This window comes from Paenibacillus lutimineralis (genome assembly GCF_003991425.1).
Lineage (GTDB): Bacteria > Bacillota > Bacilli > Paenibacillales > Paenibacillaceae > Fontibacillus > Fontibacillus lutimineralis.
In genome coordinates this window covers 90,001-104,340 of the sequence record NZ_CP034346.1, presented here as the reverse complement: position 1 = coordinate 104,340, position 14,340 = coordinate 90,001, and the positions used below count along the sequence as shown (strand labels likewise).

Annotated in this window: 12 protein-coding genes, 1 tRNA gene and 2 rRNA genes (1 of these 15 only partly in view); 1 reads left to right on the top strand and 14 read right to left on the bottom strand. The window is 46.5% G+C overall.

The window, feature by feature from the left end; translation table 11 throughout:
• Positions 1 to 71: 71 nt before the first annotated feature.
• The gene (locus tag EI981_RS00470; protein WP_126994483.1) at positions 72 to 773 is read right to left on the bottom strand and encodes a pseudouridine synthase; all 702 of its coding nucleotides are present in this window, start codon (positions 771 to 773) and stop codon (positions 72 to 74) included.
• 18 nt (positions 774 to 791) lie between these two features.
• A complete protein-coding gene (locus tag EI981_RS00465; protein WP_227011635.1) occupies positions 792 to 2,666 on the bottom strand; it encodes a HAMP domain-containing sensor histidine kinase in 1,875 nt (624 codons plus the stop codon).
• 375 nt (positions 2,667 to 3,041) lie between these two features.
• On the opposite strand from EI981_RS00465, the gene tadA reads away from it, so the two are divergent.
• Positions 3,042 to 3,539 (top strand): tRNA adenosine(34) deaminase TadA, encoded by a 498-nt coding sequence (gene tadA / locus EI981_RS00460; RefSeq protein ID WP_126994479.1) that lies wholly within the window; start codon positions 3,042 to 3,044, stop codon positions 3,537 to 3,539.
• A gap of 112 nt (positions 3,540 to 3,651) precedes the next feature.
• Here tadA and EI981_RS00455 read toward each other — a convergent pair whose 3' ends face one another.
• The 12 genes from EI981_RS00455 to EI981_RS00400 all read right to left on the bottom strand — a co-directional run.
• A complete protein-coding gene (locus EI981_RS00455; RefSeq protein ID WP_126994477.1) occupies positions 3,652 to 4,572 on the bottom strand; it encodes a YitT family protein in 921 nt (306 codons plus the stop codon).
• Positions 4,573 to 4,765: 193 nt separating this feature from the next.
• Positions 4,766 to 4,921, bottom strand: a complete 156-nt coding sequence (locus EI981_RS00450) for a small acid-soluble spore protein P (RefSeq protein WP_126994475.1) — start codon at positions 4,919 to 4,921, stop codon at positions 4,766 to 4,768.
• A 148-nt stretch (positions 4,922 to 5,069) separates the two neighbouring features.
• A tRNA-Ser gene (locus EI981_RS00445) sits at positions 5,070 to 5,158 on the bottom strand.
• Between the two features lie 61 nt (positions 5,159 to 5,219).
• On the bottom strand, positions 5,220 to 6,503 hold the full coding sequence (gene serS, locus EI981_RS00440) for a serine--tRNA ligase (protein WP_126994472.1): 1,284 nt from the start codon (positions 6,501 to 6,503) through the stop codon (positions 5,220 to 5,222).
• A gap of 169 nt (positions 6,504 to 6,672) precedes the next feature.
• Positions 6,673 to 7,257, bottom strand: a complete 585-nt coding sequence (gene pdxT / locus EI981_RS00435) for a pyridoxal 5'-phosphate synthase glutaminase subunit PdxT (protein WP_126994470.1) — start codon at positions 7,255 to 7,257, stop codon at positions 6,673 to 6,675.
• 78 nt (positions 7,258 to 7,335) lie between these two features.
• Entirely contained in the window at positions 7,336 to 8,217 is an 882-nt protein-coding gene (gene pdxS / locus EI981_RS00430) for a pyridoxal 5'-phosphate synthase lyase subunit PdxS (RefSeq protein ID WP_126994468.1), read from the bottom strand.
• Between the two features lie 89 nt (positions 8,218 to 8,306).
• Complete coding sequence (locus EI981_RS00425; RefSeq protein ID WP_127004206.1) at positions 8,307 to 9,692, bottom strand: D-alanyl-D-alanine carboxypeptidase family protein; 1,386 nt, start codon at positions 9,690 to 9,692, stop codon at positions 8,307 to 8,309.
• A 173-nt stretch (positions 9,693 to 9,865) separates the two neighbouring features.
• Positions 9,866 to 11,326 (bottom strand): IMP dehydrogenase, encoded by a 1,461-nt coding sequence (gene guaB / locus EI981_RS00420; protein WP_126994466.1) that lies wholly within the window; start codon positions 11,324 to 11,326, stop codon positions 9,866 to 9,868.
• A 351-nt stretch (positions 11,327 to 11,677) separates the two neighbouring features.
• A complete protein-coding gene (gene clpP, locus EI981_RS00415; RefSeq protein ID WP_126994464.1) occupies positions 11,678 to 12,271 on the bottom strand; it encodes an ATP-dependent Clp endopeptidase proteolytic subunit ClpP in 594 nt (197 codons plus the stop codon).
• Positions 12,272 to 12,341: 70 nt separating this feature from the next.
• On the bottom strand, positions 12,342 to 13,124 hold the full coding sequence (locus EI981_RS00410) for an RNA polymerase sigma factor (protein WP_227011634.1): 783 nt from the start codon (positions 13,122 to 13,124) through the stop codon (positions 12,342 to 12,344).
• Between the two features lie 200 nt (positions 13,125 to 13,324).
• Positions 13,325 to 13,441, bottom strand: a 5S ribosomal RNA gene (gene rrf, locus EI981_RS00405).
• A gap of 128 nt (positions 13,442 to 13,569) precedes the next feature.
• A 23S ribosomal RNA gene (locus EI981_RS00400) occupies positions 13,570 to 14,340 on the bottom strand; it runs 2,162 nt beyond the window's last position.

The window sequence follows — 14,340 nt, the reverse complement described above, 5'->3', positions numbered from 1 at the left end:
CCAGAACTCTGGCTCCATCTTTTTTTCTTACCTATTGCTGTTCATAAAGTCTAATATCAGCACCGAGCTTGTTAGAGCTTATAATTCAACATCCCACCAAGCTCTCTCTTCTCCTGCTCGTTCAATTCTCGCCACGTTCCAACCTTCAATGATCCCAGCTGGATATTCATAATACGAATCCGCTGCAGCTTCTGTACTTCATACCCGAGAGCACTGCACATGCGGCGAATCTGGCGATTCTTACCTTCGACAAGTATAATTCTGAACGTTCGATCAGAGATTCTTGTAATCCGGCAAGGTAAGGTCATCGCGCCTAGGATCCTGACGCCCTCCTCCATCGCTTTCAGGAACGAAGGCGTAATCGGGCGGTTCACTGTAACGATATATTCCTTCTCATGCTTGCCTTCAGACCGCAAGATCTTATTAACAATGTCACCATCGCTGGTTAGCAAAATCAATCCTTCCGAATCCTTATCCAAGCGTCCGATTGGAAAAATACGTTCTTCATGCCCAACAAAATCGACGATATTGCCTTTGACATGCTGCTCTGTTGTACTCGTAATCCCGACAGGCTTATTCAGAGCGATGTAGACGTGCTTAGACGGCTTCTCCTGGAGAGGAACCCCATTAATCTTCACATCATCTCCCGGCTCGGCCTGACTTCCTAGCAGTGCGGTTACACCGTTAATCGTTACCTTGCCGGATTCAACCAGCTTGTCTGCCTCCCGTCTGGAGCAATACCCTGTCTCACTAATAAATTTATTAATTCTCACCGTTGTATGGTCACCCCGTTATGCTATTTCTTCACCTGTAGTGGTCGCAACTGGCTCTTGAGCTTCCTTGACTCGAGGTAGGGTAATCGTCACGGTCGTTCCCTTACCCAGCTCACTATCGATTTCAAACATTCCCTTATGGCCTTCTATGATACGCTGACTGATCATTAGTCCGAGGCCTGTCCCCTTCTCCTTGCTCGTATAGAACGGTTCTCCAAGCTTATCCAGCCGTTCCTTCGATATCCCTTCTCCTTCATCAATGAAGCGAATAGCAATGTAATGCTCGTCATGATCAGCGACCTGGAGCTTGATCCGTCCTCCTCCAGGCATCGCCTCCATTGCATTCTTCAACACATTAATGAACACCTGCTTCAATTGATTCTCTTCACAGTGTACCAGAAGAGGAGAAGTAGAGAAATGGTGCTCGAACACAATATTATGTAAATGCGCCTCACTATCCAGCAGCGATATCACATCGCCGACGGTATATCTGACATCCTTGATTTCGAACTGAACAGCCTGTGGCTTAGCTAGGATTAGAAATTCACTCACGATCATATTAATCCGCTCCAGTTCAGAAAGCATGATATCCGTATGTGTGTCATTGACGGTACGCGCGCGCTGCTGCAATTGCAGGAATCCTCTGAGCGTAGTCAGCGGATTGCGTATTTCATGCGCTACACCAGCTGCCAGCTGCCCAACCGTCCGCAGCTTCTCCGCACGTCTGAGCAGTTCCTCCATTTTATTATGCTCCGTCATATCCCTTGAGATGTTGATCAGAGATACGATCTCACCGTCTTCATCGAATATTGGAGAGACGCTAATGCTTACATTAACAGATCTCCCATCCTTGCAAATACGAGTTGTCTCAGCTAGGACGTGAGGACGCCCTTCTCTGAGCTCCTTCAGCCAGGATTCTCTCTCCTCTTGATAAGAACGTGGTACAAAATCGAGCCTGGTGCCGACGATCTCAGCGCTGTTCCAGCCATACAGCTGTTCGAATGCCCGATTCACTTCCAATATCCTATCGCTTAGATCTGTTACATGAATCGCATCAGCCATCTGATTAATAATCGATTCCAGACGTTCCTTGATCACCTGATTCTCATCATTCTTAAGCTTCAATTCTTCCGTATAGTGACCCATATAATCCGCCATCCTATTAATCTGTCGTCCCAGCAGGCCGAGTTCATCTTGGCGCCTTACCTCGATCTTCGCCTGAAAATCTCCTGAGGATAACCGATTCACCTTATACAGAATGTCTTGAACCGGTCGAATCAGTTCTCCGGCAAGAATATAACTTGAGAATACGACGATTTGCAACAAAATAATGGAGATTGAAATCTCGTTAATCACCTGCTTGGTGATCGCTGCAGAAATAGGTTCATAGCTGGAGATAATTCGGATCATATAAGGCTGCTGATTGTTCGGTTGAATGGGGATAAGACACTCTAGTACGCGCTTGCCGTTAATTATTGTATCCTTGAGTAGGCTTGTCCCCTTCTCGGCTGCTTCTCCGGATTTCTCAAAGATATCAACATCATTTTTGTACTTGTACGTGCCAAATAGGATGCTGTGATGATCACGAAGTTCATCGGGGAAGAAACCCGTAATCTCCAAAAGATGATGATTGGACATGAGAGATTCATTTACAATTCTCTCTGGACTCGTCATGTCTAGCATTCCGCCAAATGAAGAGCCGTTCCCAGTTTGTTGGCCGATTTCATTTCTCTTCACGTAATCATATATGGAACGGGATTGTTCCACAGCTAGAGCAATTTGCTTAGCAATTAACATCATATTGGCTTCACTGTCTCTACGAAGATTGTCACGAGTTGACAGAAAACTAAGAACGATGTTAAACGTTAATAGGGCCAGAGCAAAAAGAGACATCACTATAGATAATTTGAATTTAATGGACAAATGATCTTCTCACCTCTTGCAGGACATTGAGGTTAATGTCGAATCTTGCTTTGATACTACCCTCATCATAACCGTATTGTAAGATTTTGCAAAGACGTTGAAATTCCTATTTCCTTTATCTACAATTAAGAAAAAATATCTATTTTCTACGATTTATCACCCAAAACCGAAAAAGTTATGCACAAGTTATAAACATATACACAACGCAAAAGTCTAATATGTGTATAATAATGGGGATAAATGAGCAGTTATGAACAGTGTTATCCACAACATGTTAACAACGAATATTTGTTCGTCGGACAAAATACTGAATTTTTTGATCTGAACAACCGTGAATGGAGCTGAATGGTCATGTCATTACCCTTAATACACGAACCCCCTGCATCGACATTTCCCCACGACTACTGGATGCGTGAAGCGATCGCTGAAGCGCGCAAGGCCGGAGCGATTGGAGAGGTACCTATCGGTGCTGTTATTGTTCGTGGAGATGAAATTGTAGGAAGAGGATATAATCTAAGAGAAAGTTCACGGGACGGAACAGCACATGCTGAGATGATCGCGATTCGTGAGGCTAGTGAAAATCTAGATGCTTGGAGACTGTTGCATTGCCGTCTATATGTAACGCTGGAGCCCTGCCCTATGTGTGCCGGAGCTATTGTCCAATGCCGTGTGCCACATGTCATCTACGGTGCTACAGATCCCAAAGCAGGATGTGGAGGGACCATTATGAATCTGCTGCAGGAACCAAAGTTCAATCACCGTACAGAATTAACTGCAGGCATATTAGAAGAAGAGTGTGCAGACCTGCTCAAGCAATTCTTCAAGCAATTGCGTCATAAATAACGCATATAGAGGAAGTTCAACTGGCGCATATAGTTAGGCTGGCCCGGATTCATTCCGAGCCAGCCTATTTATACATATTATTAACCAACGTAGTAAGAGCGTCTTCAAGCCACTAATGAATAGCTTTTTTCTTGAAGCGCCCGCCTTTTACGTCATGGATATTTCCTACAGCCATAAAAGCATTCTCATCGTAATGATTTACGATTTCCTTAAGCTTGGCTTCTTCCAAGCGAGTAATTACACAAAATATAACCCGTTTCGGATCACCCGAAAATCCACCTTCACCTGACAAATAAGTAACGCCACGGCCCAAGCGGCTCAATATAGCAGATCCGATCTCATCGATTTGATCACTAATGATCCAAACCGATTTGGATTCATTAAGACCATCCACTACGATATCAATTGATTTATAAGCGATATAATAAGCTAACAATGAGAACAAAGCACTTTCCCAACTAAATACAAACCCTGCACTCAACAAAATGAAGAAGTTGAAGAACATAATAATCTCGCCAACTGAAAATGGCGTCTTGCGTGAAATCAATATAGCTACGATCTCTGTTCCGTCCAATGATCCCCCAAACCGGATGACGATACCTGTCCCTAAACCGAGCAGAATCCCGCCGAATACAAAAGCAAGCAGCGTGTCGCTGACAAAAGGGTCAACCGGGTGAAGCAATGTCGTACCAAGAGACATGACCGAGATTCCTAATAAGGTAGAAATCGCGAAGGTCTTGCCAATTTGCTTATAGCCAACAATCAGAAATGGAAGGTTAAACAGGAACAGAAAAATACCAAGCGGTAATTCGGATAAGTAAGAGGACATTACGGAGATCCCGGTGATTCCGCCATCCGTAATCTTGTTCGGAACTAGGAATAGCTCCAGCGCTACTGAGACAATAATGGCACCAATAACAATAAAGATGGATCTCATCAGGATATTCCCTACAGACTTCTGCTTATGCCGTCTAATCGTTTGGGATTTCGCCGCCTCAGAGATCGTATCCAGGTTGACAGAGTTCAAACGCATCACTTTCCTTTCATTTCTTTAGTATAATTTTAGAGTTTCTCTCCCACTCGTGAGCGTCTCGTATGGTCAAGGCCCTACTTATATTATGACATTATCTTTGTCTCATGTCTTGTTTATTTCAATTTAAGATAAAAAAAATCCGGCAATTCGCCGGAAGTCTGAAGCATCACCAAGTCGACCTCATTCTGTTACACTAGCCCTGTGGATTATGATGACTAACATGGTTACGGTTCTTGACCTTCTTAGAGCCCGACAGCGGCTCAGGGCCATCATGCTCCCTGTCATCCCTAGGGCGGTTATTCTGGTCTGTCTGGGTTCCCGGGGTCGTATATCCTTTAGGCTTGGTCATATTGCGATTCCCTCCAATTCCATTGATATATCCCCCTGTAACTTGTGAAGAAATCACCCGCTTTATACAACAAAAAAATGAGGACATCTCATCCTCATTTCGATTCGCTTCTATATATCACCTTGATCAAGGCTTATTATTAGTAAAATGGCGGAGAGGATGGGATTCGAACCCATGTGGGCTTGCACCCTAACGGTTTTCAAGACCGCCCCGTTATGACCGCTTCGGTACCTCTCCATGTATGAATCTGATTCGCGTAACAAATCAGATTCTAACATATTTTCTACACATGATCAAGTTATTTTTTTGTAGTGATCTTTTCCACACCGCCCATATACGGACGAAGCACCTCAGGAATGACTACACTGCCATCCTCTTGTTGATAATTCTCCAGGATAGCAGCAACTGTACGCCCTACAGCCAATCCAGACCCGTTCAAGGTGTGTACAAATTCCGGCTTCGCCTTCGGTTCCGGACGAAAACGAATATTAGCTCGACGTGCCTGGAAATCCTCTACATTCGAGCAGGAGGAAATCTCACGGTACATATTGCTCTGTGGTAGCCATACCTCAAGATCATACGTCTTAGCCGCTGTAAAGCCAAGATCAGCCGTACACAGGGCCAATACGCGGTAAGGCAGGTTGAGAAGCTGCAGCACACGCTCCGCATTCGCCGTCATTTGCTCCAATTCGTCATAGGATGTCTCCGGATGGACAACCTTGATCATCTCTACCTTGTTGAATTGATGCTGGCGGATCAGTCCGCGCGTATCTCGTCCAGACGCGCCTGCCTCAGAGCGGAAGCAAGAACTGTAAGCCACATACTTCTTAGGCAAGTCCTCGGAATTCAGAATTTCTTCTCGATGATAGTTCGTTACAGGAACTTCTGCTGTTGGAATCAAGTAATAGCCTTCCTCTGTCAGCTTGAATACATCCTCTTCAAACTTCGGAAGCTGTCCTGTACCGTACAAACTGTCGCGGTTAACGATATAAGGAGGCAGCATTTCTACATAGCCGTGTTCGTTGCTATGCAAATCCATCATAAAGTTAATCAAAGCGCGTTCCAGGCGCGCTCCCAAGCCTTTATAGAAAGTGAAGCGCGAGCCAGTTACTTTGGCGCCTGCTTCGAAATCGAGAATATCCAGGTCCGTCGCGATATCCCAGTGTGCCTTCGGCTCGAAATCGAACGAACGCGGTTCGCCAATACGGCGCACTTCCACGTTATCATCCTCAGTGGCGCCGATCGGTACACTGCTATGCGGAATGTTCGGAATGCTCATTGTTAAATTATCGATTTTCACTTCAAGCTCACGTACTTCTTCGTCCAGAGCTTTGATGCGGTCGCCGACCTCACGCATCTCTGCAATCAGATCATCTGCATCCTCTTTGTTCTTCTTACGCTGGGCAACCTCCGCAGATACTGTGTTACGACGGTTCTTCAGCGATTCACTCTCTTGGAGCAACTCCCGACGTTTCTCATCAAGCGGTAAAAAGCCCGAGATCATCTCCAATGATTTACCTCGGTTCTGAAGAGCTTGTTCGACACGAGCGTAGTCATTTCTTAATATTTTAACATCTAACATGGATAGTCCCTCCTAGAATCATCCCGTAGCAGGCCGTGCCGATTACAAGCTGAACAATAGACGCCGGGATCGCTTAAACGACAAGAATCAATCAAAAAACAACCTTGACCCTTGGAAAGGAGTCAAGGTGTCTTCACTATCAGCTTTATAGAGGTTGTTCAAAACGCACTTATAGTACGGCCGCTTGGTAAGTCTTAATCATCTCTGTAAAATAAGTATGCAGGGAATAATCATCCGTAAGCTCCGGATGGAATGAAGAAACGAGTAGATGTCCTTGCCGGGCCGCTACAATCTCATCATTGTAGGTCGACAGAATATCAACTTCATTTCCTACCGCTGTAATTAATGGTGCGCGAATAAATACAGCTCTGAGCGGCTCCTGAAGTCCCTTCACATCAAGATTCGTCTCGAAGCTCTCACGCTGGCGTCCAAAGGCATTTCGGGAGACCTTGATATCCATCAGCCCGAGATGCGCTTCTTCTCCGTTTTCTATTTCTTTGGCCATTACGATCAGTCCGGCACAAGTGCCAAATACCGGCTTCCCTTGCTCCGAGAACGCTCGAATAGCTTCAATAAATTCGTATTTCCGCATCAATTTACCGATCGTCGTACTCTCGCCGCCCGGAATAATCAATCCATCCAGCTCTTCAAGCTGCTCAGTATGCTTCACAGTAACGCCTTCTGCTCCCGCTAGCTCTATGCTGCGGATATGCTCTGCTACAGCACCTTGCAATGCCAATACTCCTACCTTCATGGCCAAACCTTCTTTCTCTATCCAAGCTATCAACTTAAGACGCGTTTCATAAAACATGAAGCGCGCCTCGGAGCCATCTTACCAACCGCGATCGGACATACGCTCAGCGGGGGACAATTTTGAGATTTCGATGCCTTTCATTGGCGTACCCAGGTTCTTGGATACTTCAGCAATCAACTTATAATCTGTATAATGGGTAGTCGCTTCTACAATCGCACGAGCGAACTTCTCAGGACTATCTGATTTGAAAATACCCGAGCCAACGAATACGCCGTCAGCACCCAAATGCATCATTAGGGCAGCATCTGCAGGAGTAGCCACTCCACCAGCGGCGAAGTTTACAACTGGAAGCTTGCCAGCTTCATGTACTTCAAACAGCAGATCATAGGCTACGCCAAGGTTCTTGGCTTCAGCATACAATTCGTCCTTGGACATGTTCTGTACTTTACGAATTTGGCTATTGATTAGACGCATATGACGAACAGCTTCAACAATGTTGCCTGTTCCTGGTTCACCCTTCGTACGAATCATCGATGCACCTTCGCTAATACGGCGAAGTGCTTCACCCAGATCCTTTGCACCACATACGAACGGAACTGTGAAATCACGTTTATCAATATGGAAGACTTCATCTGCCGGAGTCAGAACTTCACTCTCATCCAGATAGTCTACCCCAAGCGATTCCAAAACTTTAGCTTCCACATAATGACCGATTCTTGCTTTGGCCATAACTGGAATAGATACTACTTTCATAACCTCTTCAACGATGGTTGGGTCAGCCATACGAGCTACGCCGCCAGCTGCACGAATATCGGAAGGAACCCGTTCCAAAGCCATAACAGCGGTCGCACCAGCTGCTTCGGCGATCTTTGCTTGCTCGGCGTTCATAACGTCCATGATGACGCCGCCTTTTTGCATCTCAGCCATACCTCTTTTAACTCTCGATGTTCCAGTTTCCATAAATTCCACGCCTCCCGATAATAATCTAACTTGATATTTTACATCAGTCGCCTAAAATATACAACCCATTCACTCGGAATTTATTCGTACTAGAACAAATTCTTAATGCCATTGAACAAATCGCTGAAGAAATCACCGATTGCTCGCATGAAAAGCTTGAACCAGTTCGCTTTCTCTGCATCTTGGGAAGTAACCAAGTCAACCGTCTTCTCCAATGTCTGATTCATTCCATCAGGCTTCAAGGTGTAAGTCACTGTTCCAACCTTGGTTCCCTTTGGAAGAGGAGCAGTCAGAGATGCGCTCTCCGGCGTCATTGTTACTTTGGACTCCACCTTGCTGATATCCGCACCCTTTGGAATGACAAAGGCCACTTCTTGGCTGCTCACAAGCGGAATCTCGGTGTTCTTCGCCTTCTTCACTGTAATTGTCTCAGATCCAGTTACCGTCGCATTAGGAGCAACGACCTGTTTGGTCTCGAAGTTGTTGAAGCCGTAGTCGAGAACTTTGCGCGTTTCAACAAAGCGCGCCGAATCACTGGAGGTCCCCATAACGACGCTGATCAGACGATGACCATCACGAACAGCGGTTCCCGTGAAGCAGTTGCCCGCATTTTGTGTATGGCCTGTCTTCAGGCCGTCAAGACCTTCATAGGCATATTTTTTGAAATTGGTTATGTCCTTATTTGCTTCAAGCATCCAGTTCAAATTGACGATTGGTGTCTTATCGCGCTCTCTGAATTTGTAAGTCTGCAACGAAGTAAATTGATTAAAATCCGGATGGTCAGTCACAATATATCGGGCCAAAATAGCTGCATCCTTGGCCGACATCACTGTCTCCTGATCACCAGGAGTACGGAACTCTTCCGGCATATCCTTTATATCAAGACCTGTAGAATTGGCGAAATGAGCTGTAGTCATCCCCATACGCTTAGCTTCATCATTCATTAATTGTACGAATTCCTGCTCGGAGCCGGCAACGTGTTCGGCTAGAGCAACCGTTGCATCATTGGCTGAGCCGATAGCCATTGCTGCATATAGATCCTTGACAGTATGTTGGTCCCCTTCAGCCAGAAAAATACGTGATCCCTTAGTTAAGGCGGCATTCTTGCCTGTAGTCACGACGGTATCCCAACTGATCTTTCCTTGCTTCACATACTCCGCCACGATGTATTCAGACATCATCTTGGTCATGCTCGCAGGTGGCAGTGCCTGCTCTCCATTTACATCAAGCAGAACTTGCCCCGTCTCTGCATCCATCAGAATAGCCGAGCTTACCTTCAAGTCGAGAGATTCCGCAGATGGTATAGCCGTTCCCTTGGCAGGAGTTGTCGATTTCGTCGTTGTTGTCGATTCCTTTTGCGTCGTTTGCTGCGTTTGTCCACCCTCAGCCAGCGCCATCGCTGGAACCAGAGAGAAGCACAGCATATTCAAAACCAATATAGAAGCAGCACTTTTACGAATAAAATGCGGTTTCATAGTTTGTTTGGAAGTCGGAATTGCGCGTTGTTTTCTTTTCAGTTTCAATGTTCCTTAAGCTCCCCTCATATTCTCAATTATTGCTTAGTCTATTCTATCACAGGGCACCCTGCAAAAAAAGACAGGCCCAGCGATTTCCGCCTGGCCTGTCTTTCTCCAATCTTATTCTTCTATTAACTAATAGAATAGTTAGGTGCTTCCTTCGTAATTTGGATGTCATGTGGATGACTCTCACGAAGTCCCGCGCCAGTAATTCGTACAAATTCTGTATCATTACGAAGCTCGTCCAGATTCTTAGCTCCACAGTAGCCCATACCTGAGCGAAGTCCACCAATCAATTGATGAATCGTATCAGCTAGCGGCCCTTTATAAGCTACACGGCCTTCAATACCCTCTGGAACCAGCTTCTTGTCATCATCCTGGAAGTAACGGTCCTTACTGCCTTGCTTCATCGCAGCCATAGAACCCATACCTCTGTATACTTTGTAGCGGCGTCCTTGGTAAATCTCAGACTCGCCAGGGCTCTCTTCTGTGCCTGCAAACATACTTCCCAACATTACAGCATGTCCACCTGCAGCCAAGGCCTTGGTGATCTCACCAGAATACTTGATACCGCCGTCGGCGATAATTGGAACGCCATATTCACGGGCTACCGTAGCACAGTCATAAATCGCTGTGATCTGCGGTACACCGATTCCGGCGATAACCCGGGTCGTACAGATCGAGCCTGGCCCGATACCAACCTTAACGACTGAAGCGCCTGCCTCAATCAGTTCACGAGTAGCTTCACCCGTTGCCACATTACCTGCGATAATAGTCAACTCAGGATACTTTTTACGAATATCAGCTACTGCTTCAATAATATTAATATGATGGCCATGCGCAGAGTCGAGCACGATGACGTCCGCACCGGCATTTACCAATGCCTCAGTCCGTTCAAACATATCCTTGGAGATACCTACAGCGGCGCCAACCAGCAGTCTACCTTGGGAATCCTTGGCCGCGTTCGGGAATTGGATCGCTTTCTCGATATCCTTAATCGTAATAAGGCCTTTGAGAATATTATTGTCATCCACTAATGGCAGCTTCTCAATTTTGTGTTTCTGCAGAATAACCTCTGCTTCTTGGAGGGTCGTACCAACAGGTGCAGTCACCAAATTCTCATGAGTCATAACTTCACTGATCTTGATGCTGTAATCATGTACGAAACGCAAGTCACGGTTCGTCAAAATGCCAATCAGCTTATTGTCCTCATCCACGATCGGTACGCCGGAGATCCGGAATTTACTCATAACTGTCTCCGCATCAGAGACAAGATGATTAGCTGTCAAGGAGAACGGGTTCGTAATTACGCCACTTTCCGAACGTTTAACCCGATCCACTTCCTCTGCCTGCTGTTCGATTGGCATGTTTTTATGAATAATACCAATACCGCCTTCGCGAGCAATTGCAATTGCCAGAGCTGATTCAGTTACCGTATCCATGCCTGCACTGATCAAAGGCACATTCAACTTCACCCGATTGCTAAGTCTGGTCGATACATCGACTTCCTTAGGCAATGTTTCTGATTTGCGAGGGATTAGTAGTACATCATCAAATGTTAAGCCTTCTTTGTTAAATTTGCTTTCCCACACCTTGAAATTTCCTCCTTTAGTTTGAACTACCATTCGACCGATTCCCGTATAAATCAAGGCCATTTCCTTACTTACGAAAATATATTAATTGCAATCTTAGCAAAGCCCCTATAGGCTGTCAAGAAAATGTGTCAGGAAAAAAGGTTAGGCTCCCCAGTACACACGATTGTCCATCAGCAGTGTACATATCTGCAATTTCGAACATTTTATGATCATAATGCTACCCCAAACGCATCATTTTGATTCCGCTGTTGGGTAGATGCCCTCAGACGAAACAGGGACTGTCCCCTGTAGTGAGAACTACATTGGACAATCCCTCGATCTTGAGTATGTTACCCATCTTCCTCAGAACTATATATTATGCTGCCTTTGAATAACGTCATCGATAACCCCATATTGCTTCGCTTCCTCCGCGGTCATGAAGAAGTCACGGTCCATATCCTTCTCAATCCGCTCTAAAGGTTGCCCTGTTCGCTCCGCTGCAATTTCATTAAGTCGACTGCGAATACTAATAATCCTCTTAGCACTAATCGCGATATCGCTAGCCTGCCCTTGCACACCACCATGGGGCTGATGGATCATGACCTCACTATTCGGAAGCGCATATCGCTTCCCCTTTGTTCCAGCTAACAGCAAAATAGCTGCAAATGAAGCCGCCATCCCCGAACAAATCGTCTGCACATCTGGCTTCACATATTGCATCGTATCATAGATAGCGAACCCTGCTGAGGTCGAACCACCAGGACTATTGATATAGAAGTGAATATCCTTCTCCGGATCCTCTGCCGCCAGAAATAGCATTTGCGCCACGATGCTGTTCGCCACGGTATCATTAATCTCCGAGCCTAAGAAGATAATCCGATCCTTCAATAGTCTGGAGTAAATATCATACGACCGTTCGCCATGAGCAGTCTGGTCAATAACATAAGGAATCACTGTACTCATCTTGTATTGCCTCCTCTAAAAAAGGTTGGTTAATCCAACGCGTTATCATCAAAACAGTTCAACACACAACTTAAGCTACCATGCTCTGGATCAAGTCGTGACCGAGCAACAAGTTAAAAGGCCTCACCTCGGCATGAGTCTTCTTCCTGGATCTATCCTTATGCACGTATTGCACCGCTGGGAGAACATCCCTACTTCCTTCGTTCATTAATAAGAGCAATGCTGCGGCATCTTGTTCATGGAATGCCTTGATATAGGCATAGACAGTGTCCTCATCCACTTGCGAGGCAGGGTAAGAGCCGAATAGTCTCTTTACCTTGCCTGGATCATCAGCCTGGCTCATAGGGTCTACCAAGGCCTTTAGCTTGGTCCGGACACGATGCAGCAGAGCCTTCACCGCACCCTCGGTCATATTCAACATCCCCGATACTTCTCTAGCCGTGAACTTCAGGCCATCTATCAATAGAAGGACGGTCCTCTGCTCTGGATTGAACCTCTGAATCATCAACTCCATGATGTGATGGAGAGCAGAAGGATCATATGGCTGATACGAGTTCAATGGCTCTTCTAATTGCTCGGGTTCCATGGGCAACGATACCGTATCCAAGCGCTTCCGGCGTCCCTGGTCAATCCATGCGTTCCGAGCAGCGCGATATAAGAAAGCCCGAGTTATATGAGTCTGTGCCAATGGCCTCTCCTGCACATATGCCCATACCTTCATCCAGGTCTCTTGAGCAAGATCATCTCCTTCCCAGACCGAGCCAGTCAGAGAACGACAATATTTCTGCAGCACCTGATGATGCTCCTGTATCCATTCGGGAGAAGCTTCTGTATCCTTAACCTTCGAATTCATTGGAATTATTCGATCCACTCGGCCATGCCCCCTTATCATTTGATGATCTTTCTGTTCGCTCCTTGCAGAGCCTTCACTGTAATAAACGAAAAAATCACCGTAATCGATACGGTGATATAAAAATTATCGTAAGTTCTTCTGTTCTTATTTTATTCTATATACAAAAAAACCACCACCGGTTATCGGTAGTGGTTCTTATTGCTTGGCGACTTCCTACTCTCCCAGGACCCTTCGGTCCAAGTACCATCGGCGCTAGAGGGCTTAACGGTCGTGTTCGGGATGGGTACGTGTGGAACCCCTCCGCCATCGCCACCAAACGTTCAAGGTTAATCCTTGAAAACTGGATACGAAACTCATTTGCATTTTAGCCCTTACTCAGTTCCGGGGTCCCCGAAAAGTAATCGGAATTACCTTCGAAGCCTTACGTCACTTTTTGGGGTGTTTTTTGGATAAGCCCTCGACCGATTAGTACCTGTCAGCTCCATACATTGCTGCACTTCCACCTCAGGCCTATCAACCTCGTCGTCTTCAAGGGGTCTTACTAATTGGGAAATCTCATCTTGAGGGGGGCTTCACGCTTAGATGCTTTCAGCGCTTATCCCTTCCGCACTTAGCTACCCAGCTATGCTCCTGGCGGAACAACTGGTGCACCAGCGGTGCGTCCATCCCGGTCCTCTCGTACTAAGGACAGCTCCTCTCAAATTTCCTACGCCCACGACAGATAGGGACCGAACTGTCTCACGACGTTCTGAACCCAGCTCGCGTACCGCTTTAATGGGCGAACAGCCCAACCCTTGGGACCTACTTCAGCCCCAGGATGCGATGAGCCGACATCGAGGTGCCAAACCTCCCCGTCGATGTGGACTCTTGGGGGAGATAAGCCTGTTATCCCCAGGGTAGCTTTTATCCGTTGAGCGATGGCCCTTCCATGCGGTACCACCGGATCACTAAGCCCGACTTTCGTCCCTGCTCGACTTGTCAGTCTCGCAGTCAAGCTCCCTTTTGCCTTTGCACTCTTCGAATGATTTCCAACCATTCTGAGGGAACCTTGGGGCGCCTCCGTTACTCTTTAGGAGGCGACCGCCCCAGTCAAACTGCCCGCCTGACACTGTCCCCGCACCGGATCACGGTACTAGGTTAGAACTCCGACACGATCAGGGTGGTATCCCAACGGCGCCTCCACCGAAGCTGGCGCTCCGGCTTCCTAGGCTCCCAC

What these genes read in the sequence shown, in the direction of transcription:
- EI981_RS00465 (WP_227011635.1), bottom strand. Translation starts at nt 2,666, where the DNA reads ATGTCTCTTTTTGCTCTGGCCCTATTAACGTTTAACATCGTTCTTAGT.
- tadA (WP_126994479.1), top strand. Translation starts at nt 3,042, where the DNA reads ATGGTCATGTCATTACCCTTAATACACGAACCCCCTGCATCGACATTT.
- EI981_RS00455 (WP_126994477.1), bottom strand. Translation starts at nt 4,572, where the DNA reads ATGCGTTTGAACTCTGTCAACCTGGATACGATCTCTGAGGCGGCGAAA.
- EI981_RS00450 (WP_126994475.1), bottom strand. Translation starts at nt 4,921, where the DNA reads ATGACCAAGCCTAAAGGATATACGACCCCGGGAACCCAGACAGACCAG.
- serS (WP_126994472.1), bottom strand. Translation starts at nt 6,503, where the DNA reads ATGTTAGATGTTAAAATATTAAGAAATGACTACGCTCGTGTCGAACAA.
- pdxT (WP_126994470.1), bottom strand. Translation starts at nt 7,257, where the DNA reads ATGAAGGTAGGAGTATTGGCATTGCAAGGTGCTGTAGCAGAGCATATC.
- pdxS (WP_126994468.1), bottom strand. Translation starts at nt 8,217, where the DNA reads ATGGAAACTGGAACATCGAGAGTTAAAAGAGGTATGGCTGAGATGCAA.
- EI981_RS00425 (WP_127004206.1), bottom strand. Translation starts at nt 9,692, where the DNA reads ATGAAACCGCATTTTATTCGTAAAAGTGCTGCTTCTATATTGGTTTTG.
- clpP (WP_126994464.1), bottom strand. Translation starts at nt 12,271, where the DNA reads ATGAGTACAGTGATTCCTTATGTTATTGACCAGACTGCTCATGGCGAA.
- EI981_RS00410 (WP_227011634.1), bottom strand. Translation starts at nt 13,124, where the DNA reads ATGAATTCGAAGGTTAAGGATACAGAAGCTTCTCCCGAATGGATACAG.